23 protein-coding genes are annotated in these 25700 nt (G+C 64.1%); 7 read left to right on the forward strand and 16 right to left on the reverse strand.

All coding sequences use genetic code 11. From position 1 onward, the window contains the following. Positions 1-21: 21 nt before the first annotated feature. From GC162_17390 to GC162_17410, 5 genes are all read right to left on the reverse strand, one after another. A complete protein-coding gene (locus tag GC162_17390) occupies positions 22-930 on the reverse strand; it encodes a hypothetical protein (GenBank protein ID MBI1370412.1) in 909 nt (302 codons plus the stop codon). A 47-nt stretch (positions 931-977) separates the two neighbouring features. Further along, a complete protein-coding gene (locus tag GC162_17395; protein MBI1370413.1) occupies positions 978-1928 on the reverse strand; it encodes a protein kinase in 951 nt (316 codons plus the stop codon). A 31-nt stretch (positions 1929-1959) separates the two neighbouring features. Next, complete coding sequence (gene smc, locus GC162_17400) at positions 1960-5763, reverse strand: chromosome segregation protein SMC (GenBank protein MBI1370414.1); 3804 nt, start codon at positions 5761-5763, stop codon at positions 1960-1962. A gap of 101 nt (positions 5764-5864) precedes the next feature. Beyond that, on the reverse strand, positions 5865-7745 hold the full coding sequence (locus GC162_17405; protein MBI1370415.1) for a hypothetical protein: 1881 nt from the start codon (positions 7743-7745) through the stop codon (positions 5865-5867). Beyond that, positions 7664-8620 carry a hypothetical protein gene (locus GC162_17410; protein MBI1370416.1) on the reverse strand — a complete coding sequence of 319 codons (957 nt, stop codon included), beginning with the start codon at positions 8618-8620 and terminating at the stop codon, positions 7664-7666. The genes GC162_17405 and GC162_17410 overlap by 82 nt, the downstream gene beginning before the upstream one ends. Here GC162_17410 and GC162_17415 point away from each other — a divergent pair. From GC162_17415 to GC162_17430, 4 genes are read left to right on the forward strand one after another with little or no spacing between them, the layout of a single operon-like run. After that, positions 8484-9875, forward strand: coding sequence for an amidohydrolase family protein (locus tag GC162_17415; protein MBI1370417.1), 1392 nt, complete (start codon positions 8484-8486; stop codon positions 9873-9875). The two genes, GC162_17410 and GC162_17415, sit on opposite strands and share 137 nt — an antisense overlap. Positions 9876-9922: 47 nt before the next feature. Further along, positions 9923-10966 (forward strand): hypothetical protein, encoded by a 1044-nt coding sequence (locus GC162_17420; protein MBI1370418.1) that lies wholly within the window; start codon positions 9923-9925, stop codon positions 10964-10966. Positions 10967-10979: 13 nt separating this feature from the next. Beyond that, positions 10980-11900, forward strand: a complete 921-nt coding sequence (locus GC162_17425; GenBank protein ID MBI1370419.1) for a hypothetical protein — start codon at positions 10980-10982, stop codon at positions 11898-11900. A gap of 26 nt (positions 11901-11926) precedes the next feature. Beyond that, the gene (locus GC162_17430) at positions 11927-12934 is read left to right on the forward strand and encodes a thiazole biosynthesis adenylyltransferase ThiF (GenBank protein MBI1370420.1); all 1008 of its coding nucleotides are present in this window, start codon (positions 11927-11929) and stop codon (positions 12932-12934) included. A 127-nt stretch (positions 12935-13061) separates the two neighbouring features. Here GC162_17430 and GC162_17435 read toward each other — a convergent pair whose 3' ends face one another. Both GC162_17435 and GC162_17440 read right to left on the reverse strand, forming a co-directional pair. Then, on the reverse strand, positions 13062-13661 hold the full coding sequence (locus GC162_17435) for a hypothetical protein (GenBank protein ID MBI1370421.1): 600 nt from the start codon (positions 13659-13661) through the stop codon (positions 13062-13064). A gap of 24 nt (positions 13662-13685) precedes the next feature. Continuing rightward, on the reverse strand, positions 13686-13916 hold the full coding sequence (locus GC162_17440; protein ID MBI1370422.1) for a DNA-directed RNA polymerase subunit omega: 231 nt from the start codon (positions 13914-13916) through the stop codon (positions 13686-13688). A 265-nt stretch (positions 13917-14181) separates the two neighbouring features. On the opposite strand from GC162_17440, the gene GC162_17445 reads away from it, so the two are divergent. Continuing rightward, positions 14182-15801, forward strand: a complete 1620-nt coding sequence (locus tag GC162_17445) for a GAF domain-containing protein (GenBank protein MBI1370423.1) — start codon at positions 14182-14184, stop codon at positions 15799-15801. Between the two features lie 23 nt (positions 15802-15824). Here the strand turns inward: GC162_17445 and GC162_17450 are convergent, their stop codons facing one another. From GC162_17450 to GC162_17460, 3 genes are all read right to left on the reverse strand, one after another. Beyond that, complete coding sequence (locus GC162_17450) at positions 15825-16337, reverse strand: hypothetical protein (GenBank protein ID MBI1370424.1); 513 nt, start codon at positions 16335-16337, stop codon at positions 15825-15827. Between the two features lie 61 nt (positions 16338-16398). Continuing rightward, positions 16399-18357 carry a sulfatase-like hydrolase/transferase gene (locus tag GC162_17455; GenBank protein MBI1370425.1) on the reverse strand — a complete coding sequence of 653 codons (1959 nt, stop codon included), beginning with the start codon at positions 18355-18357 and terminating at the stop codon, positions 16399-16401. A gap of 28 nt (positions 18358-18385) precedes the next feature. Beyond that, positions 18386-18997 (reverse strand): UbiX family flavin prenyltransferase, encoded by a 612-nt coding sequence (locus GC162_17460; protein ID MBI1370426.1) that lies wholly within the window; start codon positions 18995-18997, stop codon positions 18386-18388. A 108-nt stretch (positions 18998-19105) separates the two neighbouring features. Between GC162_17460 and GC162_17465 the strand changes: the two genes are divergently transcribed. Both GC162_17465 and GC162_17470 read left to right on the forward strand, forming a co-directional pair. Next, positions 19106-19348, forward strand: coding sequence for a type II toxin-antitoxin system ParD family antitoxin (locus tag GC162_17465; GenBank protein MBI1370427.1), 243 nt, complete (start codon positions 19106-19108; stop codon positions 19346-19348). A gap of 3 nt (positions 19349-19351) precedes the next feature. Beyond that, a complete protein-coding gene (locus GC162_17470; GenBank protein ID MBI1370428.1) occupies positions 19352-19648 on the forward strand; it encodes a type II toxin-antitoxin system RelE/ParE family toxin in 297 nt (98 codons plus the stop codon). A 64-nt stretch (positions 19649-19712) separates the two neighbouring features. On the opposite strand, the gene GC162_17475 is transcribed toward GC162_17470, so the two are convergent. From GC162_17475 to GC162_17500, 6 genes are all read right to left on the reverse strand, one after another. After that, complete coding sequence (locus GC162_17475; GenBank protein MBI1370429.1) at positions 19713-20306, reverse strand: hypothetical protein; 594 nt, start codon at positions 20304-20306, stop codon at positions 19713-19715. A 1046-nt stretch (positions 20307-21352) separates the two neighbouring features. Then, positions 21353-22396: a tRNA epoxyqueuosine(34) reductase QueG gene (gene queG / locus GC162_17480; protein MBI1370430.1), complete on the reverse strand. Its 1044-nt coding sequence runs from the start codon at positions 22394-22396 to the stop codon at positions 21353-21355. After that, positions 22393-22755 (reverse strand): 6-carboxytetrahydropterin synthase QueD, encoded by a 363-nt coding sequence (queD, locus tag GC162_17485; GenBank protein MBI1370431.1) that lies wholly within the window; start codon positions 22753-22755, stop codon positions 22393-22395. Before queD ends, queG begins: the two co-directional genes overlap by 4 nt. A gap of 36 nt (positions 22756-22791) precedes the next feature. Then, the gene (locus GC162_17490; protein ID MBI1370432.1) at positions 22792-23478 is read right to left on the reverse strand and encodes a radical SAM protein; all 687 of its coding nucleotides are present in this window, start codon (positions 23476-23478) and stop codon (positions 22792-22794) included. After that, entirely contained in the window at positions 23475-24182 is a 708-nt protein-coding gene (queC, locus tag GC162_17495) for a 7-cyano-7-deazaguanine synthase QueC (GenBank protein ID MBI1370433.1), read from the reverse strand. The genes GC162_17490 and queC overlap by 4 nt, the downstream gene beginning before the upstream one ends. A 94-nt stretch (positions 24183-24276) precedes the next feature. After that, positions 24277-25689, reverse strand: a complete 1413-nt coding sequence (locus GC162_17500) for a hypothetical protein (protein ID MBI1370434.1) — start codon at positions 25687-25689, stop codon at positions 24277-24279. Positions 25690-25700: the final 11 nt, after the last annotated feature.

The following is a 25700-nucleotide window of genomic DNA, read 5'->3' on the forward strand; positions in this document are numbered from 1 at the left end:
AACGCATCTTCGTCTTCCACATCAAACTTCGATTGAACGCCGAGCATTCTTCCGATACGGCCGCAGGTCCATGCTGGGATAGCGTTCCGCCACGCCGGCGAGTGTGGCGGGGGTCCAGTAGGGGTCGCCGGGCGGAGGGAAGCCCAGGGCGTGGCGCTGGCGGGGCGTTGTCGTTTCGATGAAGTGTTGAAGCTGCTCGTACTCGCCGAAGCGGGACCAGAGATGGTAGCCGGCGAAGTGGTGGCGTGCGGAGCGATAGACAAGATGATGCGTGAAGCGGGCGGCGCGGGGCTTGTCGATCGCCGACCCGCGGTGAAACACGCTCATGCCGAAGACCAGCACGTCGCCCGCCTTCGCCGTGATCGCCTGCTCGTGTTCGTACAACTCCGGCCAGTCCCGCCGATACCGATGCGGCGGCCACAGCGACATCCCCGCCGTCACCGGCCGCGGCACCACATACGTCGGCCCCGTCCGCGCATCGACATCGCTCAGATAAACGATCAGATTCACCTGCGGATAATCCCCATCCTCGCGCGGCACCACCCGCGTGTTGCCCTCAAAGTCCACATGCAGCGCCTGCTCATAATCCGCGCCCCCCGCGTACTTGGCCCACAGACACGCCCGCGACAAGAGCAGCGACTCCGTCCCCAATGCTTCTTCGACGAAGTCCAGGAGCTGCGGATGCGTTGAGAGATGATTGAGCGCATCACCGGCAAAAGGGAACTCGAACTTGCCCGCTTCAGTGTTCTCGATCAGCTCAGCGTAGCGCTCGGGGGTCCTGTGCATCTCTCGCGCGGTCGGCGCGTAGCGATGCACATTCTTCAAGGCCGCCCGGACCTGGTGCTGATCAAAAAACCCGCGCAGCACGGTGAATCCCTGCTCGCGCCACTGGGCGACCGACCCGCGCATGGACCGACGGCTGTGTTTCATCGGCGAAGTTGTACAGCGGGGCGAACCCCCGGGCAACTGCCCATCGACTACGACTGCTGCGCCCGCTTGGCCTGCACGTCCTCGAGCGCCTCGGTCAGATCGTCGATCAGGTCCTTGTAATTCTTGTAGCGGTCATCGGGATCCTCCTGCATCATTTTGCGGATGGTGTCGGCGGTGGCGGGATGCAGGTCCGGCCGAGCGGCGCGGATGTCGGGCGGCGGGGAGTTCAGACGCGCGAGGATGAGCTGCTTGATCGTCGGCGCTTCGAAGGGCGCTTTGCCGGTCAAGACGTGATACAGACTCGCGCCCAAACTGTAGATATCCGCCCGCAGGTCCGGCGGAAGCTGCCGCACGAGTTCGGGGCTGACGTAATAGGGCGTGCCGAGGATTTCGTTAAGCTGATCATCGGGGTCGATGGCGGCGAAGCCGAAGTCCATGAGCTTGGCGACGCCCGCCGAATCGAAAAGCACGTTGCCGGGCTTGACATCCAGATGCAGCAGTCCGCGGCGGCTCGTTTCCGCCAGCGCCTTGGCGACCTGAATGCCGATGTCCAGCACGCGGGCCTCGTCGTTGTTCGCCCCGTTGCGGATCATCTCCTTCATCGACCCGCCCATGAGCGGTTCCATGATGATGCATGGCTGACCGCGCCGCGTGTCGATGGCGTACACCTTGATCACATTCGGATGATTGAGCAGCAACAGGGCGCGCGCTTCGTCGACGCCGCTCTGGCGACCGGGCACATTCGACGCCTGCACCTTCATGACCTTCAGCGCCACCTCGCGCCCCAGCACGCGATCCTGCGCCAGATAAACGATGGACCCCGTGCCTTCACCCAGCAGCTTGACGATCATCATCGACCCGACTTTCGCCGGGACGATCACTTCGCCGCCGCATTGGGGGCACGCCACCGCCGACAGCGCCCGCGCCGCCGAAACGTCCAGCGAGACATTGCAGTGCGGGCAGTTGATCGTTTTGACTTTTTCAACGCGGAACGTCATGCGGGTAGTTTAGCGAAAGTCAGCTAACCCGTCATGAGCCAGTCACTTCAACTTTTTCATGGTCCTCCATCATCGCCGCAAGCCGCTTGGCGTTGGACGACCGCGCCGCGGGGGCGTCGGCCGGCGCCTCGGTCGGGGCGGCCGTCAGGGTCAGCGGCTCGTCGTCCTCGGCGACCGGTGATGTATCGATATTCCGCAGGGCGTCGTCGGCGATCTTGCCGCCGGCGCCGACCTGATCGAAGCGGACGGTCACCTGCTTGCTCACGCCGCGGATCGGCATCGTGATGCCGTAGAGCAGATCGGCCGCCTGCATGGTGCGCTTGTGGTGCGTGATGACGATGAAGTGCGACAGGTCGAGGAAGCTGCGCACCACATGACAGAAGCGGTCCACGTTCGCCTCGTCCAGCGCCGCGTCCACTTCGTCGAGCACGCAGAACGGACTGGGCCGGCTGCGGAAGATCGACATGAGCAGCGCCACCGCCACCATCGTCCGCTCGCCGCCGGACAGCAGGCGAATCGACTGCGGCTCCTTGCCGGGGGGCTTGGCGATGATTTCGATGCCTGACTCGAGCCAGTCGGTGTTGCCGTTTTCGTCGGGCATGAGCACCAGATCGGCGCGCCCGCCGCCGAAAAGTTTGCGGAACAGCCCGTCGTTGGCGGCGAAGTGTTCGCGAATCTGCATGAACGTCTGCTCGAAACGCGTGCGGGATTCGTCGTTGAGATACGTGATGAGGTTTTCCAGTTCGACCCGCGCCTTGTCGATGTCGGCAAGCTGATTGGTCAGTTCGATCTCGCGGGCTTCGAGTTCGGTCTGTTCGTTGATCGCATCGAGGTTGACCGTGCCGAGGCGCTCGACCTTCTGTTTCAGCTCCGTGATCTCGCTTTCGACCGCGTCCCAATCGATTTCGCGGGCCTGATAGTCGGCGTACGCCTCGGCGATGTCCAATGAAAGCTGCTCGCGAGAGCGTTCCCGCACGCCGTCGCAGCGGACTTCAAGCTCGCGCTGGGCGACCTGGTGATTGTGCGACTGGGCGTCGAGCGATTCTGCGACCTGACGCTGCTCGCGCACCACCGCCGCCAGGGCGTTGACGTGCGCGTCGATCCGCTCTAGGTCACCGGCGAAACCCTCCAGCGTCCGCTTCAGGTCCGTGATGCTGCGCTCGGCCAGTTCGATCTGCTCCGCCGCCTCATCGCGGGTCTTCTCCAGTTCGCCGATCCGCTGCGTGTGCTGATCGAGACGATGGCGCACCTGCTGGGCCTGACGCTCGGCGTCATCGCGCGCCAGTTCAAGCTGGCGCTGCTGCCGGCTCGCCGCCGTGAGCTGCTCGCTGATCTTGCCCGCTTCGACGCGCGCCGCCGTGACCGCCTCTGCGGACTGTTCGGCTTCGCTCTTGAATCCGACGATCTTCCCTTCCAGTTCCGCCGCGCGGGCCTTGGACTGCGCCTGCTCTTCTTCGAGTCGGGCCACATCATCGGCGTGCTCGCGCTTCTTGGACTCGGCATCGTTGAGCTGGCGATGAATCTGCTCGACTTCACCGCTGATGACGGGCTGCTCCTTCTCAATGCGGGCGATGGCGTCGCGCACCTGGGCGAGTCGGCTGTTGAGTTCGACCTTCATGGTGCTCGCTTCGTAGATCGCCTGCCGCAGTTCCTGCTGCACGCGCTCCACGTGAGCCGCCCGATCCGAAAGCTGCGCCAGATGGGTCTGATCGGCGCTGATTTCGGTGTCGAGGTCGGCGATGCGGCGCTGAAGCTCGGCCAGTTCGCTGCGACGACTGATGAGCCCCGCCCCCGCCGACTCGCCGTGCGGACCGGCAATCAGTGTCGCATCCGCTTCGAGCACCTGCCCGTCGCGCGTCACGAACCGATAGCCCGCCGCAAGTTCATCATGAAGCCGCCGGGCCGTCGCGAGGTCGTTGACGACAAGCGTCTTACCCAGCAGTTTCCACACCACCGACGCGATCGCCGCGTCGTAGCTGACGTAGTCGATGACGCATTCGCAGTCCGCCGCCGGATGCCCGTCAAAGCGCATCGCCGGGGCCTGATCGATCGCCATGAACCGCACGCGTCCGCTCAGCGACGCAAGATCGCCCACCGCATCGAGCGTATCGACGACCAGCGCCTGCTGATCGATGCCCAGCGCGGCTTCGACGATGGCGGCATGCTTCACATCCGCACCGATCATCTCCGCCAGCAGCCCGCGCACGAACGTGAACTCGTCGCTGGACGCCTTCCGCGCCAAGACGGCCTTGACCGCATCATCGACGCCGGTCTGCGATTCCTCGAGTTCCTGAAGCACCTTCCGACGACTCACGAGGGCGGAGCGCTCCTCTTTGGCGGCGGCAAGCTGTTCGGTCAGCCGGCGCGTCGCGTCGGAAAGGTCGGCGGCGGCGGTCTTCTGCTCTTCGAGCCGGGCGGTTTCGGTTTCGATGAGCGCTAGCACCTCGCGCAACTGCGGCTCGCAGGTGTCGCGCGTCGTGAGCAGCCCTTCCAGTTCGCCGGCAAGCTGATCCGCCCGCGTGGTGAGCCGGTCGCGATGCCCGATGAGGTTCTTTTCCTGCATCTCCAGCGAGGCGATCAGATTGTGCATCTGCGTCGTGCGGCGAAGCAGATTGACGATCCCGGCCTTCTCGTCTTCGAGCTGCGCCTGAGCGTCGTTGAGCTGATGCTGCCGGACGCGATGAAGCTCCTGCGCTTCGTCGATGCGCTGCTGCGAGACGGCGACGCGGGACTGCAAGTCCGTCATCACCGCTTCGTGCTCGGCAAGCTGTGCATCGAGCGTCGTGCGGCGCTTGGCCAGTTCCTCCTGCTGCGTGCGCTCGCGGGCGATCTGTTCCTGAACGTCGGCCAGCGTGGTCAGGGCGAACTGCCGGCGCTGGGCGGCCTGATCGCGCTGCGACTGAAGCTGCAAACACGTCTGCTCCAGCTCGCGCTGCCGCTGCAAAAGCTGCTGACGCTCCGACTCGGCGGCCTGCTTCTGATCCTCCGCGGCGGTGAGCTGAGCCACGGCCTTCCGCCGCGCTTCCTCCGCCTCGGCGAGTTCACGGCTGACGCGCTCCAGTTCGCCCTGCAGCTTGTGATACTCGGCCAGGGCGTATTCGAGGCGAAGCTCGCGCAGGCGGGCGGTGTATTCCTGATAGTTGCGGGCGCGCGTTGCCTGAATCTTCACGCTGCGGAGGCGCTTCTGCACTTCTTCGAGCTTGTCGCGCGAGCGGAGGAGGTTCTGCTCGGTCCGGCCGAGTTTGCGGATGGCCTCGTTCTTCTGGGCCTTGAACTTGGCGATCCCGGCGGCTTCTTCAAAGATGATGCGGCGATCGGTCGGGTTGGACACGAGCATCTTGTCGACCTTGCCCTGCTCGATGATGCAGTAGGCGTTGGCGCCGATGCCGGTGTCGTAGAACAGATTGCGGATGTCTCGGAGGCGGGCTTTTTGCTTATTGACGAGGTATTCGCTGGTGCCGTCGCGGAAGAGCCGGCGGGTGACGGCCACTTCGTCGGCTTCGACGGGGAGGCCGCGCTTGCCGGCGTCGTCGGCGGGGTTGTCGAAGTGGAGGGTCACGCTCGCCATGCCCGCGGGCTTACGGGTGGCCGATCCGTTGAAGATGACATCGAGCATGGCGCCGCCGCGGAGTTGTTTGGCGGACTGCTCGCCGAGGACCCACTTGATGGCATCGACGACGTTGGACTTCCCGCAGCCGTTGGGCCCGACGATGCCCACGAGCGGCGCGTTGAACGCGATCTCGGTGCGGTCGGCGAACGACTTGAACCCGCTGACGGTGAGTTTGGCTAGACGCATGCGTGTGTACGACCTCCTGTCGTGAGCCGCCGGTTCCATTCGGCGTCGGAGCAGCGCTCCGAATCAATCCGTTTCCCGTTTCGTCCCATGGGGCGCGTCAGGCCCCGTTCACAGAGCGTGAGTCTATCAGTAATCTTCGGTCAGGGCGAGGGTTTGTCCCCAGAATCGAGCTTGGGGATGACCAGCCCGCCGGCACCCTCGGGGACCGGGGCGGTTTCCGGCCGCTCGGTCGGCGTCGTGAGGGCCGAGTCGGCGATCTGTTGGGCGAGATTGCTCCGCTCCATCACGAACGGCGCGTCGATCGCGCCCTCGCGCGTCATCTGATACAGCACGCTGACGATGCGGCTGTAGCCGATGCTCAGGCCGACGGACTTGGAGTCCTCATTGGGCGAGAACGCCATCGTGCCGACGAGGTAGGGCACGTTGGCGGGGATGTTCTGCGTGACGGCCCGCGGATTGGTCTCGGGCTTGTAGAAAACCGAGACCGTGTCGTCGCCGGCCGAACCGCGCACCATGAACTGGTTGTTCCATGTCGTAAAGAACAGCGGGTACTGGAAGCTGAGCCGATCGTTGAAGATGATGATCCGCGGTTTGCCGGTGCGGGCGACATAGATCATCGGCTTGGTGCAATGCGCCCGCGCCATCTCCATCGAATCGTTGAACACGTTGCGTCCGATCGCCGTGTCGTCGGCGGCGCTGAGGGCATCGACCGCCGCCACACGCACCTGCACGTCCTCGGCGTCCAGCAGTTCGCGGAGCATGTTGGCGACGCGGATATTCTCGGGTTTCTGTTTGAGCAGGACGCCGAGCATGCGCGTGGCGCGATCGTTGATGCCGATATGGTCGGAAGCGGCCAGCGCCTCCAGCGGGTCGGCGGTACGCTGATCCTCCAGGTACGCCCCGGCCTGCAAGGCCGCCATCCGCACGACCGGGCTGGGGCTGTCGTAGAGCTTGCGCAGGATCGGCAGAATCGTCTTGCCCATGCCCTCCCACGTCACCGCGATGTCGTCGGCCTGATCGGCGTTGGCCGGCTGGGCCAATACGTCGGCGAGGCGATTGGCCTGATCGACGGCGAAGTCCATGGTGGGGTTCATGTACAGATGGCTGAGCAGGTCCATCATGCGCTGCGGATTGTCCTGATAGCGCTTGATGACATTGATGACGATGGCGGTGTCGGACTGCGGGACGGCGATGGGCCCCTTGTCCGTCGGGTCGGGGGGGAAGCGGCCGTTGATGCGGTCGGCGATCTGGCGCGTCAGACGATAGCTCGGCTGGTTGGTGATGAGCAGCAGGGGCGTGCTGGCCGTCATCGTCCCCCCGCCGAGCACTCGGCCGACGAGAAGCTGCTCGCGCTCGGTGGTGGTTTCGGGCGTCTGGGTCGGATCGCGGAAGGGATTGATGAACAGGGGGCCATGCCCTTTGGCGATGGCGCCGAACGCGGGGGCGGCGAAGTTTTCGCCGTTGATGCGCAGGTCGGTGGTGTAGAGCGTGCCGCCTTCCAGACTCGTGGTCTGCGTCTGCGGCAGGGCTTTGACCTGAAGGTCGAAGTGGGTTCCATCCGTGGCGCCGCGCGGGACGACGCCTTGCACGAGCACCACTGCCGTGCGATCGGAGTTGAGCACCTGTTCGGGCGTCAGATCGCCGAAGCCGATCGACTCCTGTCCGAATCCGCGCTTGGCCATCTCGCTGATGAGCCACTCGCGCAGCGCCGGCGGGCAATCCGCCGAGCCGGTCCCGTTGAGGTTCACGACCAGGCCGTACCCGCTGACAAGCAACGGCTGATAGCCCTGCAATGTGGCGAGCGAGCCGATTGTCCCGCGGAGATATTCGGGGCCTTTGTAGGTCGGCGGGGGCGGGGCCGGCGGGGGGGCTTCGACGGTCTTTGGCCCACAGCCCGGCAGCATCATCGCCGCCGCAATCATCAGCATCGCAAGGGTTTTCATGCGTTGAGTCCTGCCAGTGAGGCGGTGGTATTGTAGTCGCGCAGCCCGGCAGTTGCGCCGAGGCCCGTGACGCAGCATGCCCCCGTCGCGGCGGCGAGCCGGCCGGCTTTTGATGCGTCAAATCCCTTGAGCAATCCCGTCAGCAGCCCGCCGTAAAAACTGTCCCCCGCGCCCGTCGTGTCCACCACCTCCCCCGGCGGCTTGACCACGTCGATCATGACATATTCCCCCGCGCGCGGCGACAACATCGCGCCTTTCGATCCGAGCTTCACGCCCAGCAGCCCCGGTGCCCCGGCGTTTCGATACGTGTCAATGATCTTCCGGGGGTCCGAGTGCCCGGTCTGATGCGCCGCTTCGTTATCCGACGGGCAGTACACATCGAGGTGCGGCAGCAGTTTTTCGAGCGGATCCATCGTGCCCCCGTCGCCCGCCGCGTCCATCGCCGTCATGCACCCGACTTGTCGAATCGCCGCCAGCACCGCCGGCAGATCGCGCTCGACGTTGGGCATCAGCGAGTAGTAGCCGATGAGCGTCATCTTCGCTTGCGCGAACACGTCGAGCCGCTCCATGAAGAACGCTTTGTCGATGAGCTTGGGCGCGCCGACGCAGTGCATGAAGCTGCGCTCGCCGCTGGGGTCAATGAGCACGGCGGTGGTGCTCGTGGCGGCGGTCGGATGCGTGACCAGATGCGAAATGTCGATGCCTTCGGCGGCGTAGCGGCTTCGGATGATCGGAGCCCATGCATCATCGCCGACGTAAGTCAGCGCCGCGACGTTCATGCCCAGCCGCGCCATCGCCGTGCCGGAGTTGGACACGATGCCGCCGGTCGTCAGTTCGATGGGCTCGACGCGGACGAGCTTGCCGCCGCCGATGGGTTTTTCCAGCGGCACCGGGCGGACAAGCATGTCGACCACGCACGAGCCGACCACGATGCAGTCAATCGTTTTTGTCATGGCGGCAGATTCTAACGTATCATGGTTTGCAATGATCCTGACCGGCACGCTGATGTTGCCCGCCGAGCCGCGCCAAATTCGTCTGACGCCCGGTTATCTCCGCATCGACGGTTCGCTCGTCGCCGAAGTTCACGAAGGCGACTGCCCGCACACGCCCGACCTCGGCGATGAAAACACGCTGATTTGCCCGGGTTTTGTGGACACGCACCTGCATCTGCCGCAGTTCGACTCCATCGGGGCCGACGGGCTGACGCTCTTGGACTGGCTCGACCGCGTGATCTTTCCGGCCGAAGCGCGATGGGCCGACGCCGACTTCGCCGGGCAGATGACGCATCGTGCGATTCGGCGACTGCTCGCAGCGGGCACGACGAGCTTCGCCGCCTACGCCACGGTGCACCACGCCGCCGCGCGAAGCGCCATCGAAGCCGCCGCGTCCTTGAATCTCCGCGCCGCGATCGGACAAGTGCTCATGGATCAGCAGGCCCCCCCCGAACTGATCCGTCCCGCCAAACAACTCATCGACGAATGCGCCTCCCTGTTTAGCGGCGGCCCATCGGGCCGCGCTTCTGCCTCCCGCGTGTCTCCCGCCGTCACCCCGCGCTTCGCCATCACGTGCAGCGCCGCACTGCTGCGCGCCGCCGGCGACATCGCCGCCGCGCATGACGCCCTGATTCAAACACACCTGGCCGAAACGCAGAAGGAATGCCAGGCGGTGTTCGATCTGCACGATCGTCTCGACTACACCGAGGTGTATCACCGGGCGGGTCTGCTCACGCCGCGTGCGATTCTCGGTCACGGCATCTGGCTCGACGCGGCGGCGCGGCAGACCCTCGCGCAGACGCAAGCCGTCGTCGCGCATTGTCCGACCGCGAATCTGTTTCTCAACGCCGGCACGATGGATCGGCATCTGCATCACATGGCGGGCGTGCGGACGAGCTTGGGCTCGGACATCGGCGCCGGGCCGGACCGGTGCATGGTGCGCGTCGCGCGGGCGATGATCGAGGCGGCGAAAACGATCGGCCGCCTGCCCCCGACCGCTGCCGAGTGCTGGCACCAGATCACACGCGGCAACGCCGACGCGCTGGGCTTTAGCGATGTGGGCCGCCTCGAAGTCGGGGTATCGGCGGATATCGTGATGTTCACCCCCGACATCCCCTGGCGCGATCAGCCCAATCCCCCGGCGGCGCTTCTCTACAACTGGGACGAACGATGGATCGACCGCGTGTTTGTCGCAGGAATCGAAGCGGAATGCTGAATGGCCATCGGTCAGATTTTTTGCGGCGCGTCCGCTACAATGTTTCCGTGGTGGACCGCAACGCGATTCAATCCGTCACGCTCATCGCCGCGGCGGTGGTGCTCGTTTGCACGGTCGGCGTGTTCGCCGCCGATGATCCGGCAGCGCTGCCGGTGCCGCGCGTGACGAGCATTTCGGTCGCCATCTCGGCGCTCAATCACGAAGTGCAGGACAGTTGGAGGAAGGACCACGCCTGGCCGCGCAGCGAATGCAACTTCGCCGCCGAGAAGAACTGGGCCGTGCCCTCGGATCAGGTCATCACCGCGCTGTCCCGCAAGCTCAACAACAATCCGACGATCGACGGTTACATCAAATGGCAACTGCTCAGCTTCGCGCCCGATCTGGCGAAGGCGGACGCGGCGACGGTCAATCGCGTCGTGTCGATGATGCCCAAGCCGCTCGACGCGCCGCAGCCGGCCGTGCAGGCGGGCACGTCGGCGACCGGCGGGGGCAACGGGGGCATGGTGCGTCAGTTCATGTTCTTCGGCCAGCAGACCTCGTATGTACGCGATCTGGATCCGGTCGTCGGCGACGGCGTCGTGGCGTTCGATCCGAAGATGGGCGTCGTCAACGGCGGGAGCGTGCTGGACGTCGAAGGCGTGGCGACCATCGAGCGCTTCGTCCGGCAGGTCAATCAGCAGCTCGCGGTGGCCAAGGCGACCGTCAACGCCGCCAACGCGCCGGTGCATGCCTATCGCGAAGCGCTGGTGGAGCGGCTGCCGACGGAAGGGGGCGTGCGTATGGCGGTGATGCTCAAGGATGTGCGCGACCGGCTGGCGGCGGGCGACCCGACGTACGAACAGGCGATGAACCGCCTCGCCGAAGCCAGCCGAACGCTCGCGGCCGATCAGACCCTCGACCCCGCCGTGCGGCAGACGCTGACTCAGTGGGCCGACACGCTGGGGCAGATGAAGACGAGCGTCATCACCGCCGTGACCGCGGACCGCAAGGGCGTGTTCGGCTACGAGCGCCAGGTGCTGGCGATTCCGGCCAATGACGCGCAGTTCGTCATGCAGCAACTCAAGGCCCCGACCGGGGGCGCGACCAAGTAACGAGGCAAGCCGAATGAAACAAGTTGTCAGGACAGCGTTGGTGTTGACGGTCGTACTGCTCATGGGGATCGCGCATGCGGAGGACAAGCCCAAGGAAGGCGCGGGCGGCGAAGCGCCTCCGCCGGCGGCGGGGCAGTTCAAGCCGATCCGCGTCGAGGAGGCCTGCCGCGAGCTGGTCAACGAATGTCGCAAAAAGCTGCGTGAACTCAAGGTGTTTCCGCGCAAGACATCCAATTACGCCATCGAGACGAACACGATGATCGAAGGCGATCAGGTGATCAAGGCGATGGGCCGGCGGTGGGACCGGATGGGGCCGATCGACGGCTACGTCAAGTGGCAACTGCTCAGCTATCAGCCGAACATTTCGCAGGCGGACAAGCGCGATCTGGGCCAGATCGTCTCGAACCTGCCTGAGCTTCTGCCGCGCCCGCCGTTCACGCCGCAGCAGGCCAAGGTGTTCGCCGCCGCCGAGAAGACGGCGATGGAGCAGTACAAGGACAAGATTCGCGAATTGATCAGTGCGTATGAATTGTCGGTGAACGAGGTCGCGTCGCTCAATCAGCCGGCGATCGAATTTCGCGATGCGGTGATGGCGGAGATACCGCAGGAGGGCGGGCTGCGGATTCAGGCGCGGTTGATGGACGCGGAGGCGCGGTTCATGGCGGGCGACATGCGCTACAAGGCGGCGATGAAATCGCTCGTCACGGATGTGCGGCTCAACAAGGACAGCAAGGAAGTGATGACGCCGGCCCTGCGCACGCGGCTGCTCGCCGAGATCGAGCGGCTCAAGAAGCTCAATAACCCCATGCCCGAGGATATCACGCTCGCCAACGTCGGCACCGTCAAAGTCACCGCCATCGGCCGCATCTTCGAGCACAAACAGGATGAGGAGCTGATCGGGTACGTCTCGGGTCAGGAACCGGCCAAGAAGTGAGCGACTTTTCCCGCTATCACCGCCAGATGCTGCTATCGGAAATCGGCGAAGCCGGCCAGGCGCGGCTGCGCGCGGCGTCCGCGCTGCTGGTGGGCTGCGGAGCGCTGGGCAGCACGCTGGCCGAACTGCTCGTGCGGGCGGGCATCGGGCGACTCGTGCTGGTGGATCGCGATCTGGTGGAGCTGACGAATCTTCAGCGCCAGACGCTTTACGACGAGTCGGATGCACGGGAAGGTCTGCCCAAGGCCGCCGCGGCGAAGCGCCGGCTGGCGGCGATCAACAGCCAGGTGACGCTCGACGCCGTCGTCGCTGACTATGCGCCGGCGAATGCGGTGCGGCTTTCGCGCGACGTCGATGTGCTGCTCGACGGGACGGACAATTTTCAGACGCGCTTCCTGCTCAACGATGTCGCGGTCAAACTCGGCAAGCCGTATGTCTACGGCGGGGCGGTGGGGACGCGCGGCATGGTGTACACGCTCATGCCGGGCCGTCCGTGCATGCGGTGCCTGTTCGACGATGCGCCGCCGGCGGGCGTGACGGAAACATGCGACACGCGCGGCGTGCTCGGGCCGATCACATCGCTGATCGCCGCCATGCAGGCCGCCGAAGCAATCAAACTGCTCACGGGCAACGAAGGCCGCATCGCGCCGGCGATGGTGTCGATCGACCTCTGGCACAACACTTTCAAGTCGATGAACGTCGGCGAACCGCTGCCCGATTGCCCTTGCTGCGCCCTTAAGCGATTCGATCACCTTGACGGCGCCCGCGGTTCGGGCGTCGCCAGTCTGTGCGGGCGAAACGCCGTGCAGATCACCGCCGACCGCGCCGACAGCGCGATCGACCTGCCGCAGATGGCCACGCGCCTCGCCTCGCACGGGCGCGTGATGCGCAACGAATACCTGCTGCGGGCGGACCTCGCCGAGCACGGGCGCGATTATCAGTTGACGCTTTTTTCCGACGGCCGGGCGATCGTGCACGGCACCGCCGACCCGGCCGTCGCACGAAGCTTGTACAGCCGCTATATCGGTCTTTGACGCCCGCTCCGCCGATGGCGCAGATCATCCGAAATCATCACGTACAGTCGGCTCATTGCAGGCAGGTCATCGCATTGGGGACGCTCTTGCCGTGCTGATGTTCACAGCGTCGCATGACATGAGAGCGCTACGCCTGCGTGGCGTGATCGTGGCTTGATGGGTGCGTCAAAAGTCGGGCGGTCGCTTCGAGAATCGCTTCCGGTTCGCTCATGCGTCCCGCGCCCTTCGTGCGGCAGGCCTGCCACCCGGCGTCGGGGCCGACGATGTGCACATGAAGCACATCGCGCAGCGTGGCGACGTTGCGCTGTGTGATCGGGTTCTCCCACATCTGTTCGTTCATGGCCGGAGCGATGAGCAGCGGCGTCGTGCGCGGCAGGGCGGCGGCGACGGTGGTCACGACATTATCGCAGAGGCCCGCCGCGAGTTTGGCGATCGTGTTCGTCGAGGCGGGCGCGATGACCATCAGGTCCGCCTGTCGCGCCAGTGCGATGTGCTGCGAATCGCGATTCTCGTTCTGCTGCCACTGCGACACGTACACGGGCCGCCCCGACAGTGACTCGAACGTCAGCGGGCCGACGAAATGCGTCGCCGCTTCGGTCATCAGCACGGAGACCTCGCCGCCCGCTTGAACGAGGCGGCTTACCAGTGTGCAGGATTTATAGCATGCGATGCCGCCGGTGACGGCGACGACCAGACGCTTGCCCGAGATCGCAGTGGGTGTGCTCACATCACCATCCGCACGCGGCTCGAATTACTTCAGCGCAGTGCCCGGATCGGTCACGTCCGAAGCCGTGTAATCGATCGTGATCTTCTCCGCGAGAATCTCCGCAATCGCCAGCTCCAGGTCATTACGGCCTTCGCGCTCGATAAGCGGGCGGGCGCCTTCGAGCAGTTCCTGCCAGCGGCGCTGAATGAGGGCGGTCAGTTTGAATCGGCCGCCGACCTTGCGGATGATTTCGTCGCTCTTGATCGCTTCGATCATGGGTCCGGGCTCCTGCATGGGGCAAAGACAGGTAGTGTAGCCACGCTGTGCCGCAGCGACAAGTCGGGGATGCGGCTCGGCGCTCTGTAAATCGCAATCCCCCAAGCGCCGACCTTATCAAGGCATGCCCGTCTGTATTGAGCACTCACCTCTCCTCTTGGTATCCTTGGCGGCTTGGTGGCTATCCCAAACATCCTTACAAAAATCTCATCTTGGGCACGCCATATATGGAAAGCCCTAATATTTGTGCATTGACTATTAAAACATGCTCAGATATTATGCACGCATGGATAGACGCGAACAGGAAATAACGATCCTTGAACAGATTAGCGAGATTCTTGGCAGCAGCTTGGATGTCGAGGATCTTTTTGGGCAGGTGATGGCTCTGCTGGAGCGCCAGTTGGGGATTCGCCGGGCGGCGCTGGTGTTGCAGGATGAGTCCATAGAGCGGCTCCGCATCGTGGCCTCCATCGGGCTCAGCGAGCAGGAACGCCACCTCGGGCAGTACAAGGTCGGCGAGGGCATCACCGGCAAGGTCGTGCAGTCCGGTCAGCCGCGATTCGTCGCCGACATCGCCCGCGAGTCGGAGTTCCTTGATCGCACGGGCGTGCTGGGCAAGATTCCCGCCAGCGAAAAGTGGTCCTTCATCTGCGTGCCCATCAAAGTCGCCGACGCCTCGATCGGCGCCATGACCGTCACCAAGCCCTACAACGACGACGCCACGCTCGCCGGCGACGCCCGCCTGATCACCATCATCGCCGGGAACATCTCGCAGGCCCTGCACATCAATCAGCTCGTGAAGATCGAGAAGACCGAACTGCTCGAGCAGATTCAGCGCATGCGCGAAAATCTGCGCAGCAAGTACCGCTTCGAGAACATCATCGGGACCAGCCCCGCCATGATGGACGTCCTCGCCACCGTCGGCCAGGTCGCCGCCAGCCGCGCCACCGTGCTCCTCCTCGGCGAGTCCGGCACGGGCAAGGAGCTGATCGCCAAAGCCATTCACTACAACTCCCCCCGGCGCGACAAGCCGTTCATCCGCGTCAACTGCGGCGCCCTGACCGAGTCGCTGCTCGAATCCGAACTGTTCGGCCACGTCGAAGGCGCCTTCACCGGCGCCATCCGCGACAAGGAAGGCCGCTTCGAAGCCGCGGACGGGGGCACGATTTTCCTCGATGAAATCGGCACGATGGACACGTCCATGCAGGTCAAGCTGCTGCGCGTCCTTCAGGAACGCGAGTTCGAACGTGTCGGCGACCCCCGCACGATCAAGTGCGATGTCCGCGTCATCGCCGCCACGAACCTCGACCTTGCCGACGAAGTGCGGCAGGGGCATTTCCGCGAGGACCTTTTCTATCGCCTCAATGTCGTGACGATCTATCTGCCGTCGCTGCGGAACCGCCGGGCGGACATTCCGCTGCTCATCGATCACTTCCTCGACAAGTACAACTCGGAAAACGGGCGCAATCTCCGCAAGCTCAGCCGCGAGCTGATGAATTCGCTCATGCGTTACCCCTGGCCCGGCAACGTCCGCGAGCTGGAGAACGCCATCGAGCGCGCCGTCGTGCTCTGTCAGGGCGAGGAGTTCACGGAAGACCTGCTGCCCATGTCGATGCGGATGTTCGTGCATCAGGGCCGCGACAAGCAGCAGGCGGAGACGATCGAATCGCTCGCCCGCAAGCTCAGCGAGCAGGCGATCGAGGAATACGGGATGCGCGAGGGCGAGGTGTGGAACCTCGTCGTGGGCGAAATCGAAAAGCAGCTCATCGCCCGCGCGTTGGAGCGCAACGGCGGCGTCAAAACGCGCTCCGCCGACTTCCTGGGCATCAACCGCAACACGCTCAACAAGAAAGTCAAAGACTACGACATCGTCGCGTCGGACTGATGCGACATCGCCCGTCCGCGCAGTCAGGCGACGCGCGCCGCGATGATGTCATTGGGCACGATGCCCGGCTCGTAGCTGATCTGATACGAAGGATTGATGCGCCTGATCGCCGTGTGCACATCCGCTTCGTTCATGCGCCACTCCGTCGGAATCAGCCGGCGGTCGTCGATGAGGATGGCATGGTCCTTGATCGGATGACTGGCGATGAGTTGAAGTTCGCCGAGCACGGGGTAGGGCACGACGCCGCCGGTGAGCGGGCCGGAGCGATGCGCGTCGAGCCAGAACGTGGCGGGTTGATCGAGCGACGCGAGAATCGCCGGCAGATGCGCCAGCGTGTCGCCCAACAGCAGTTCGACACGCGATTCGCCGGCGAACTTGGCCTTCGCCTGCGCGTGCATGCCCGGGTCGATCTCGATGCTGATCACGCGATCGAAGCCGACGTCCAGCGCCTTCTGCACCGTCATGCCCATGTACGTCCCGGTTTCGATGAACACAGACCTGCGATAACGGCGGAGTGTTTCGATATCAATCGGCATACCCCATTGATCGACGCCCGCCGGGACGCCGCTGCAAAAAACGCGGCGGATTTCAATCAGATTAATCCACCGGGCGGCGCTTGGGCCAGATCGCCAGTGCATCGTCGATCATGCGCCCCGCGTACTCATACCCGTGTGCATCAAAATCGCGGGACTTTTTCGGGATCATCTTGCCGTACTCCCGCCAATCCGCCTGCGTCAGCCGGTCATCGGTGTGACTGTATTGAAAAGCGTTCAGCGCCGTCAGCAGGACGTATCCGTCCGTCGCATGCGTCGCCTCGCGCTTGATCGCCTCGAACGCCGCCTCCGCATCGCCGCACCGCCCCAGCGCCTGCGCCGCCATGAGCCGATTCGCCGCATACGCATCGTGCATCATCATGTCCCGCAGCGCCGCCTGCGTCTGTTCATCGCTCGTTCGCACGAGGAAAAGCCCGTACGCGCCCCAGTAGCGCATCACCGGATGTTCATCCCTCATCATCGCCCGGTAGTCGCCCAGCTTGTCGCGATCGCCGTCGCCGGCGCTCTTGGCCGCGGCGAGGATGCGCTCGATCGGATACGCATCGCTTTGAGCATATTCATAAATCGTCGCATGCGCCTTGTCCGGGCCGATCAGTTGGCTCCACATCGCTTCGGGAATCAACCCCGTGTCGTGCGTGTCGATCATCCACCGATCGACCTCCGCCGCCATCCGCTCCATGCGCTGGCGACCCGCCGCATCGTGCGACAGATCGTTGACCTGCCACGGATCGCGATCCGTATCGTAAAACTCCACCGTCGCCTTCGGCTCGAAAAAGCGCGACTGAATCGCATTGCACTTGCCCGCTTCGTAAGCGTCCGCCAGCGCGTTCCAGTTCGTCTGCACCGTGTACGGATACCGCGAGTCATAGGCCAGCGGGCGATGCGGCATGAAATTGCGGATGAAATAAAAATGCCCGTCCGTCACCGCCCGGCTCGTGTCGTAGCGCTCGCCCATCCGATCGCGATACAGATGCACATACTCGGGCGCCGGGTCCGCATCCGGCCCGAGAAAACACGAACCCTGCATCACCTTCGGCGGCTCCGCGCCCGCCAATCGCAACACGGTCTTGGCGAAATCCACGAAACTGACCGGCCGATCGATCGCGCTGCCGGGGGCGCCGGGCGCGAACCGCTTCCATTTCTCCGGCACGCGGATGATCAGGGGGACCTGCTCGCCGGTGTTGTAGATGTAGTGCTTGGAGCGCGAGAGCATGCCGCCGTGATCGGAATAGAAGAACACGATCGTGTCCTCCGCCACGCCCGCCTCGTCAAGCGCGCGAAGCTGCTCGCCGACGATGCGGTCCATGAGCGTGATCAGATCATCGAAGCGCGCCCAGTCTTCGCGGATCGCCGGCAGGTCCGGATGATACGGCGGCAACTGGACATCCGCCGGATGCACGCGCGGCTCCTTGGGAATGTCCCCGGCGGCGACGTACTTCTTGATCGCCCCCGGACTGAGCTGACTTTCATGCGTCACAAGAATGTTGTACACCGCGAAAAACGGCTGACCCGGCTTGCGGTTTTTCCAGTGGGCCTTCTGGCTCGACGCGTCCCAGAGCGAGGCGTCCGTTTCGTAGTTGGAGTTGTAGTCCTTCTTGACGTTGTTCGTGCAGTAGTAGCCCGCCGCACGCAGCAGCTTCGGGTAAGCCGGGATCACCTCCGGAAGCTGCGTGGTGCAGCGCATGTGCTCCGTGCCGATCGTCGACGCGTACATCCCCGTCAACAGCGTCGATCGCGCCACCGCGCAGACCGGCGCGTTGGAGTACGCATGCGTGTAGCGAAACCCTTCGCTCGCCAGCTTGTCGAGATTCGGCGTCCGCGCCTGCTTGTAGCCGTAACATCCCAGGTACGGACTGATGTCCTCGCACGTGATCCAGAGAATATTGGGCCGATCCGCCGCGTGCGTCAACGTCGTACAGACCAGCAGGAGGACAACGGTCGAGAGCTTCATTCGCATGGGGGATTCCTCATCGATTCGACGCGTCAATCCGTGCGAAAGCATAACGACGTGTCATCCGGATTCGATTGCCTCAATCGCCCGATTCGGATCGGAAATTGGCGGGAGAGTCGGTCCAGCGCGTGTTGAGCGCGTGCGGGACGTTGACCAGATCGAGCAGCCGGCCCGCGACGAAGTCGACGAGGTCCTCGATGCGCGCCGGCAACATGTAAAAGCCCGGATTCGTCGGCGCGATGATCGCCCCGGCTTCGGTGGCGGCGGCCATGTTGCGAATCTCCACCATGCTCAGCGGCATCTCGCGATGCGCCAGCACGAGCGGCAACCGCTCCTTGAGCGCGACGTTCGCCGCCCGGTGCAGCAGATTGTCGCTGCGGCCGGTGGCGATGGCGGACAGCGAATTGTTGGAGCAGGGCACGACGATCATGCCGTCGTGGCGGAACGAGCCCGAAGCGATCGGAGCGCCGACATCGCGGTAATTGTGATACGTGATGCCGTGCGGCTCGCGGCCGGCGAGCGCGGCGAGGTTCACGCCTTCCATGCCCAGTTCGTCGTGCAAAAGCCGCTGCCCCAGCGGCGAGACGACCAGATGCACCTGGCAGCTTGCTTCAACAAGCAGTTGGATCACACGCTGCGCGTACGCCGCCCCGCTGGCCCCGCTGATGCCGATGACGATGCGTTTGGACATGGCGGATTATAGCGCGAAATCCGGCGCATCAGCGGTTTCAGCCCGCGGCTTGGGGAAAGCTATAATGCCTCGATCGCGTAGACGCCGCGTCGTCAAAGGAACGCCATCATGCATGTTTCGTTGACACCTGAAATGGAGCGGCTCGTCGCGGAGAAGATTGCGACGGGGCGGTATCGGTCTGCGGACGAAGTTATCCAGGAAGGATTGCGCCTGCTGGACAGACACGAACAGTCGTCCAATCTCAAATCGGCGATCAACGAAGGCGTCGCGAGCGGTGCGGCGACTCCTTTGGACATGCAAAAGATCAAATCCGAAGCCCGCAAACGTCACGAGCGCGCCAAAAAGGTGTGAGTCATGGCGCATGTGCATCGTCGTCCCAAGGCCGAAGACGACCTTATCGAAATCTGGCTCTCCATCGCCTCCGACAGTCGGGACCGGGCGGATGCTTTTTTGGACACGATCGCGGCACGGCTGCGGCAGTGTGCGGAACATCCGTTGAGCGGTCGCGCACGCGATGAGTTGATGCCGGCGCTGCGCAGTTATGTCATCGAGCCGTATGTGGTGTTCTATATGCCGATGGACGACGGCATCGATGTGGTGCGCGTGTTGCATGGAGCGCGGGATGTGCCGACGATTTTTGGTGATGCGTGATCAAACGCATCCGGGACTTCGGCGGCCTCAGCCCGCGGCTTGGGGGAGCTGGCGCGCGGGGGTGCTACACGCCGAGCTTGAGGATGAAGAAGACGACGGCGACGATGATGTAGATGGGTAGCGCGACGGTCAGGGAGAAGCGGAGGATGTAGCCGAAGAAACTGGGCATGGCGACGCCGGAGGATTCGGCGATGGATTTGACCATGAAGTTCGGGCCGTTGCCGATGTAGGTCAGCGAGCCGAAGAAGACGGCGCCGACGCTGATGGCGACGATGTACAGGCCCATGATCGGATGCCCGATCAGGAAGGCGAGGTTGATTTCGTCGTCGGAGATCTGCCCGCGCTTCAGTTCATCGGGGTGGAACTTCTCCAGGTACTCGACGGCGGCGCGGACCTCGGCGACGGAGTCCTTGATGTCGCCGGCTTCGGGTTCGGCGGGGTGGGCCTTCAGCGCAGTCTCGATCTCTTCATCACTGGCGGTTTCGCCCTTGCCGCGCTTCTCGGCGACGAATCGGACGGCGCCCAGCTCCGCTTCGTAATGCTTGTCGATGTTGCCGCGCTTGGTTTCGAGGAACACCAGGTACGTCGGCGCATTATCCAGCACGGCCGAGAGTGATCCGGTCACGAAATAATACTGCACCGCTGAATGCAGCGGCATCTTTTCGGAGTTGTGATAGAGCCAGTTGAGGGCGGGGACCATCGTCGAGAAGATGCCGATGAACAGCAGGGCGACTTCGCGGATGGGCTCGTAGCTGAACTCGTTGGCGTCGTAGATTTCCTTGCGGGTCATGAGGCGCGAGCCGACGATGGCGAGCACCATCAGCACTTCGCGGGACCAGAGGGCGTGCAGCGAGAAGCCGGTTTCGAACACGCCTTCCTGGAACACGGCGATAAGGACGAGGCCGATCCACAGGAAATTGTGCAGCCCCGAGATGCCCACGGCGGACTTGCCCGTCGCATCTTCCGGATGCGCCCGCTCGAATTTCCTGGCGTTCATCGTGTCGATGACGAAGAAGACGATCAGCAGCAGGCCGCAGGCGGTGATCCACATGGGCCAGCACGCTTCGAGCACCCACCAGAAGGGAACGCCCTTGAGGTAGCCCATGAAGAGCGGGGGGTCGCCGATGGGCGTGAGCGATCCGCCGCAGTTGGCGACGAGGAAGATGAAGAAGACGACGTGGTAGGCCTTGATGTGGGCCTTGTTGATGCGGATGAAAGGTCGGATCAGGAGCATGGCGGCGCCGGTGGTGCCGAAGACGTTGGCGGCGACGGCGCCGATGAGCAGGACCAGGACGTTGGTGATGGGCACGGCGCGGCGTCGGATGTCGATCTTGATGCCGCCGGAGATGATGAACAGTGAACCGAGCAGGGCGATGAAGCTCACGTACTCCTGCATCTCGTGAAGCCAGGCATGTCGCGCCGGGGCGTGCTCGCCGTCGACCGTCAGGAACACCAGGTAGTAGATCGCCGTCAGCGCGCCCAGCGCGGCGGAGACGTACGGATAGTTCTTGTGCCAGAAGTGTCCGGCGACGAGCGGCATGACGGCGATGCAGCCGAGCAGCGCGACGAAGGGCAGCGCCCAGTACAGCGCGACATCCGGGACTTCCGAGCCGGCGGAGGCGAGTGTCAGAACGGCGGAGATGGAATGCGGCAGCATGAGGCCTCCGTGCCTTTTCTAGGGGACAGCGTCCGTCAAATTATCGGCTATTGTGCGGGATTTCTTGGAGCCGTCAAACGAAAAAAACATTGACGGGCGGTTTCCCGGACGAGCGGGGCTTCATTCGCATCGTCCGCGATGCTCTGAAGCCGGGCTTCGAGCGCGGCGACATGGTTACCGGGCGGTCGGTTCGTGATGACAATCAGGGCATTGCGCTTCATCTGATCGAGCTTGGCGCGTTTCATGGCCGAGCGCGTGAAGACAGCCCGCCGATCCTCTTCGCGCCAGTGGAGCACATCACTTGCATCGATCGCCGCGCGGGGGACGCCGTAGCTTTCGTGCACCGGGGCCTGATCGAGCCGCTTATTAAATGGGCACACGTCCTGACAGATGTCGCAGCCATAGAGCCAGTCGCCGATCGCTTCGTGCAGGGCGGGATCGATCGCGCTGCGATGCTCGATGGTCAGATAGCTGATGCAGCGCGAAGCGTCGACGGAATAGGGCGTGATGCAATCCGTCGGACAGGCGTCGATGCATCGCGTGCATGTGCCGCAGTGATCCCCCTCGCAAGCGTCAGCGGGAAGGTCGAGCGTCGTGACAATCTCGCCGAGCATCAGGTGCGACCCGAGTCGCGGATGAATCAGCAGCGTGTTCTTGCCGACCCACCCGAGGCCGGCCCGCATGGCGAACTCGCGCTCGAGCATCGGCGCCGTGTCGACGCACGCTCGGAACTGATGCTCGGGCCGGTCGCGCGATAGTTCGTCGCACCACTGATGAAGCCGCTTCTTCATGACTTTGTGATAGTCATCGAAATCGACATAACGCGCGGTGTGTGTTTCGGAGTCGGCGCGATCACCCGGCCCGAAGTAGTCGGCGACGCTGATCACGGACTTCGCCCCCGGAAGTAGTCGATCGGGGTCGATGCGTGTTTCGATGTTTGTTGCGAGCCACGTCATGTCGCCATGTTTGCCGGCGGCGAGCCATGCGTGAAGTTCGGCGGCATGATCAGAGGGCCGCGCCTCGGCGATGCCGCACAGCGCGAAGCCCAGTTCGCGGGCGCGTTGTTTGAGCGTGTCGGCGGTCGGGTTCATTCGCCGTGGTATTCGCAGGCGCTGGTGCAGGTTTCGTGGACGCGGATGCAGGAGAGCATCGGCAGGGCGGGCTTGAGTTTGTCCCAGATCCAGCGGGAGAGGTTTTCGGCGGTCGGGTTTTCGAGGCCGGGGATTTCGTTGAGCAGGTAATGGTCGAGCTGCTTTTCGACGGGGGCGATGGCCTGCTTGATGTCGCCGTAGTCGATCAGGTAACCCTGCGATTCAGGGACATCGCCGCTGACGACGACGTCGACGCGGAAGCTGTGGCCGTGCATGCGGCGGCACTTGTGCGTTTCGGGAAACGTCGGGAGCCAGTGAGCGGCTTCGAAGGAGAAGGATTTGGTGAGGTGGACTTTCATGAGGGGAACCAGAAGAGCGCCAAGCCGCATGCGGCACTAGACGCCGCGGGCGGTGGGGGACCAGATGAGTTTGTGAAGTTGGGTCTGCATGCGGACGGGCAAGTTGTCGGCGAGCACCCACTCGGCAAGCTCGCGCAGGTTCAGCCCCTCGCAGCCGGGCAGTTCGGCGGTCGGCGGCATTTCGTGCGCGGCGCTGACAAGCACGGAATGAACACGTGTCGCCAGATCGTAGCGGCGGATCACCTCGCGCGCCCATTCGTAGTCGGCCCGGCTGGCGAGCACGAATTTCACTTCATCGCGCGATGTCAGATGCTCGACATTCGACCAGAGGTTGCGTTCGACTTCGCCGGAGCCGGGGGTTTTGAGGTCCATGATGCGGATGACGCGCGGGTCGCATGGGCTGATGTCGCACGCGCCGCTGGTTTCGATCAGCACGGTGTAGCCGGCGTCGGCGAGATGCGACATGAGCGGATGGACATTGGGTTGAAGCAGCGGCTCCCCGCCGGTGATTTCGACGAGCCGGCACGCCCCGCCGCGGCGCGACACGTCGGCGAGGATGTCATCGAGCGAGCGCTTCACGCCTTCGTGAAACGCATATTCCGTGTCGCAGTATCCGCAGCGCAGATGACAACCCATCAGCCGGACGAACACGCACGGCAGCCCGGCCCATGTGCTTTCGCCCTGAATCGAGAAGAAGATTTCGTTGACGGCGAGCGTGCTCATCGCGCACCGCCCGTCAACACGGGGTCGATCATGCCCAGTTGCTCAAACGCCCGCTGGCGCAGCAGGCAGGCGTCGCAATGTTCGCACGGCCGGCCGTCTTTGTGCGGATCGTAACACGAATGCGTCAGCGCATAATCGACGCCCAGTTCGAGCCCGCGGCGGATGATTTCGATTTTCGGCAGGTCGATGAGCGGGGTATGAACGGTCAGCTTGATGTGCCCTTCGACGGCGGCGCGCGTGGCGAGGTTGGCCATCTTCTCGAACGCACGGATGTATTCGGGCCGGCAGTCGGGGTAGCCCGAGTAATCGACGGCGTTGACGCCGATGAAGATGTCCGCGGCGCCGATCACCTCGGCGAGGGCGAGGGCGTAACTGAGAAAGATCGTGTTGCGGGCGGGGACATAGGTGATGGGGATGCCATGCGCCATCTGCGATTCATCGCGGTCCTTGGGCACGTCGATGTCGGCGGTCAGCGCGGACCCGCCGAAGGCGCGCAGGTCGATGCGTGCGGTGCGATGATCGGCGACGTTCATGGCGGCGGCGAGCCGGGCGGCGGCGGTCAGTTCGTGACGGTGCCGCTGACCATAGTCGAAGGACAGCGCCGCCGGCGTGAAGCCCGCCTCGATGGCGATGGCCAGCGCGGTCGCGCTGTCGAGCCCGCCGGAGAGGAGGACGACGGCGCGGGATGTTGACGAAGATTCCATGGCGGTCAATTGTATGGCCGTGGGCGAATCGAAGTGGTGAAATGGCAATGTGGTGATATTGCGATGTGCATCCGATCGTCACATCACGCCATGATCAGTCGAGCTGATGAAGCTGGCTGCGGAGTTTGGTCGCAGAGTCGTTGTACTCGGTGTTGCCGGTCACGGAGCCCAGCGAGAGGTTGACCTGAATGAGCTGGCCCAGGGCGGTGCGCTGCACCTCCTTGTCGGAGGCCTCGGTGAGTTTCTGAAGCGTCTCGGCGGCGGTGACGAGGGCGTCCTTGGCGGCGTCCTTGGCCTTGTTGGCCCGTGCCTCGGCGGCGGTCTGCGCTTCGGTCAGCGCGGTCGCGCGATCGGGCAGCGTCGACGACACGGACTCACCCAGCGACTTGAGCAGATCGAGGTACGTCGCGTCGATGACCGACTGCTGATGGAGCACCTGACCCATCTCCGCACGCAGACCGGCCAGTTCGAGGTCCGCCAGCGACTTGGACGCCTGCGGCGCGACGCCCGACGCCGTCGTGAGCCCGTTGACCGCATCGTCATAGTTCTTCATCGACTCGGCGAACACCGCGTCGATCTTGTCGGCCTGCGTGCTCACGAATGACTTGAACTGCTCGTCGAATTTCTTGGTGAGGTTCTCAGCCCGCTCCTGCGAGTCGGAGGCGAGCTTGGCGACGTCGGTGCCGCGCTGCTGCGCCTGCTTGATCGCGTCGCGCACTTCGCCCAGCAGAATGCCGCTGTGCTCCACCTGCTTCTGCGCCACGCGCAGTTTCGCATGATCCACCGACAGCTTCGCGGTGATCAGGTCGGCGTCGGCGGTCAGCTTGTCCGCCTCGCGCGTCGCGCCGGCGGCCTGCACGTACAGGTCATACTGCATCTGGCCCTCGGCCTTGAAGGCCTTGCGGCTCAGTTCGTCGGCCTCGGCGGCCTTCTTCATGCGCTTGTCGTTGAGGTCCTGCGCCTGCGCCCGCATGTCCTCGACGGATTTCTGAAGCTCGGCGACCTGACCGTTGAGCGATTCCTGCTGCGCGACCAGGTCCTGCTCCTGCTTGCGGAGGTCGGCGAGGTAAGCGGTCATGTCCACCTTGCCGTTCTCGGTGGCGATCACGCGCGCCATGCGGATGCTCGACGCATCGGAGATCAGCTCCGACGCCAGGGGCGTCTGATCGGTCCACGCCAACACCGCATCGCGGGCGAGCAGACGGGCCTTGGACGCGCTGGTTTCGGCGATGAGATTCCGGGCGGCGAGCTGCTGGGCGCCCCGGCCGGTCGAGGTCAGGGGCTTGAGTTCATTGGCGGCGGCCTGGAGCTTGGCCTGGCGATACTCCTCGATGGGCGGCGAGTCGGCGTCGCGCTTTTCCTGCCGCGTGCCGGACTCGGCCTTGGCCAGTTCCTCGAAGGCCTTGTTGAATTTCCGACCGGCATCGACCTGCTGCTTGTTGTCGTCACGTTGCGAGCAGGCACAGAGCAGAACGGACACGGCAAGGATGGTGATGAAGCTCTTCAAGGCCGACGCCT

The sequence above is a fragment of the Planctomycetota bacterium genome, assembly GCA_016125255.1.
GTDB lineage: Bacteria > Planctomycetota > Phycisphaerae > Phycisphaerales > Zrk34 > RI-421.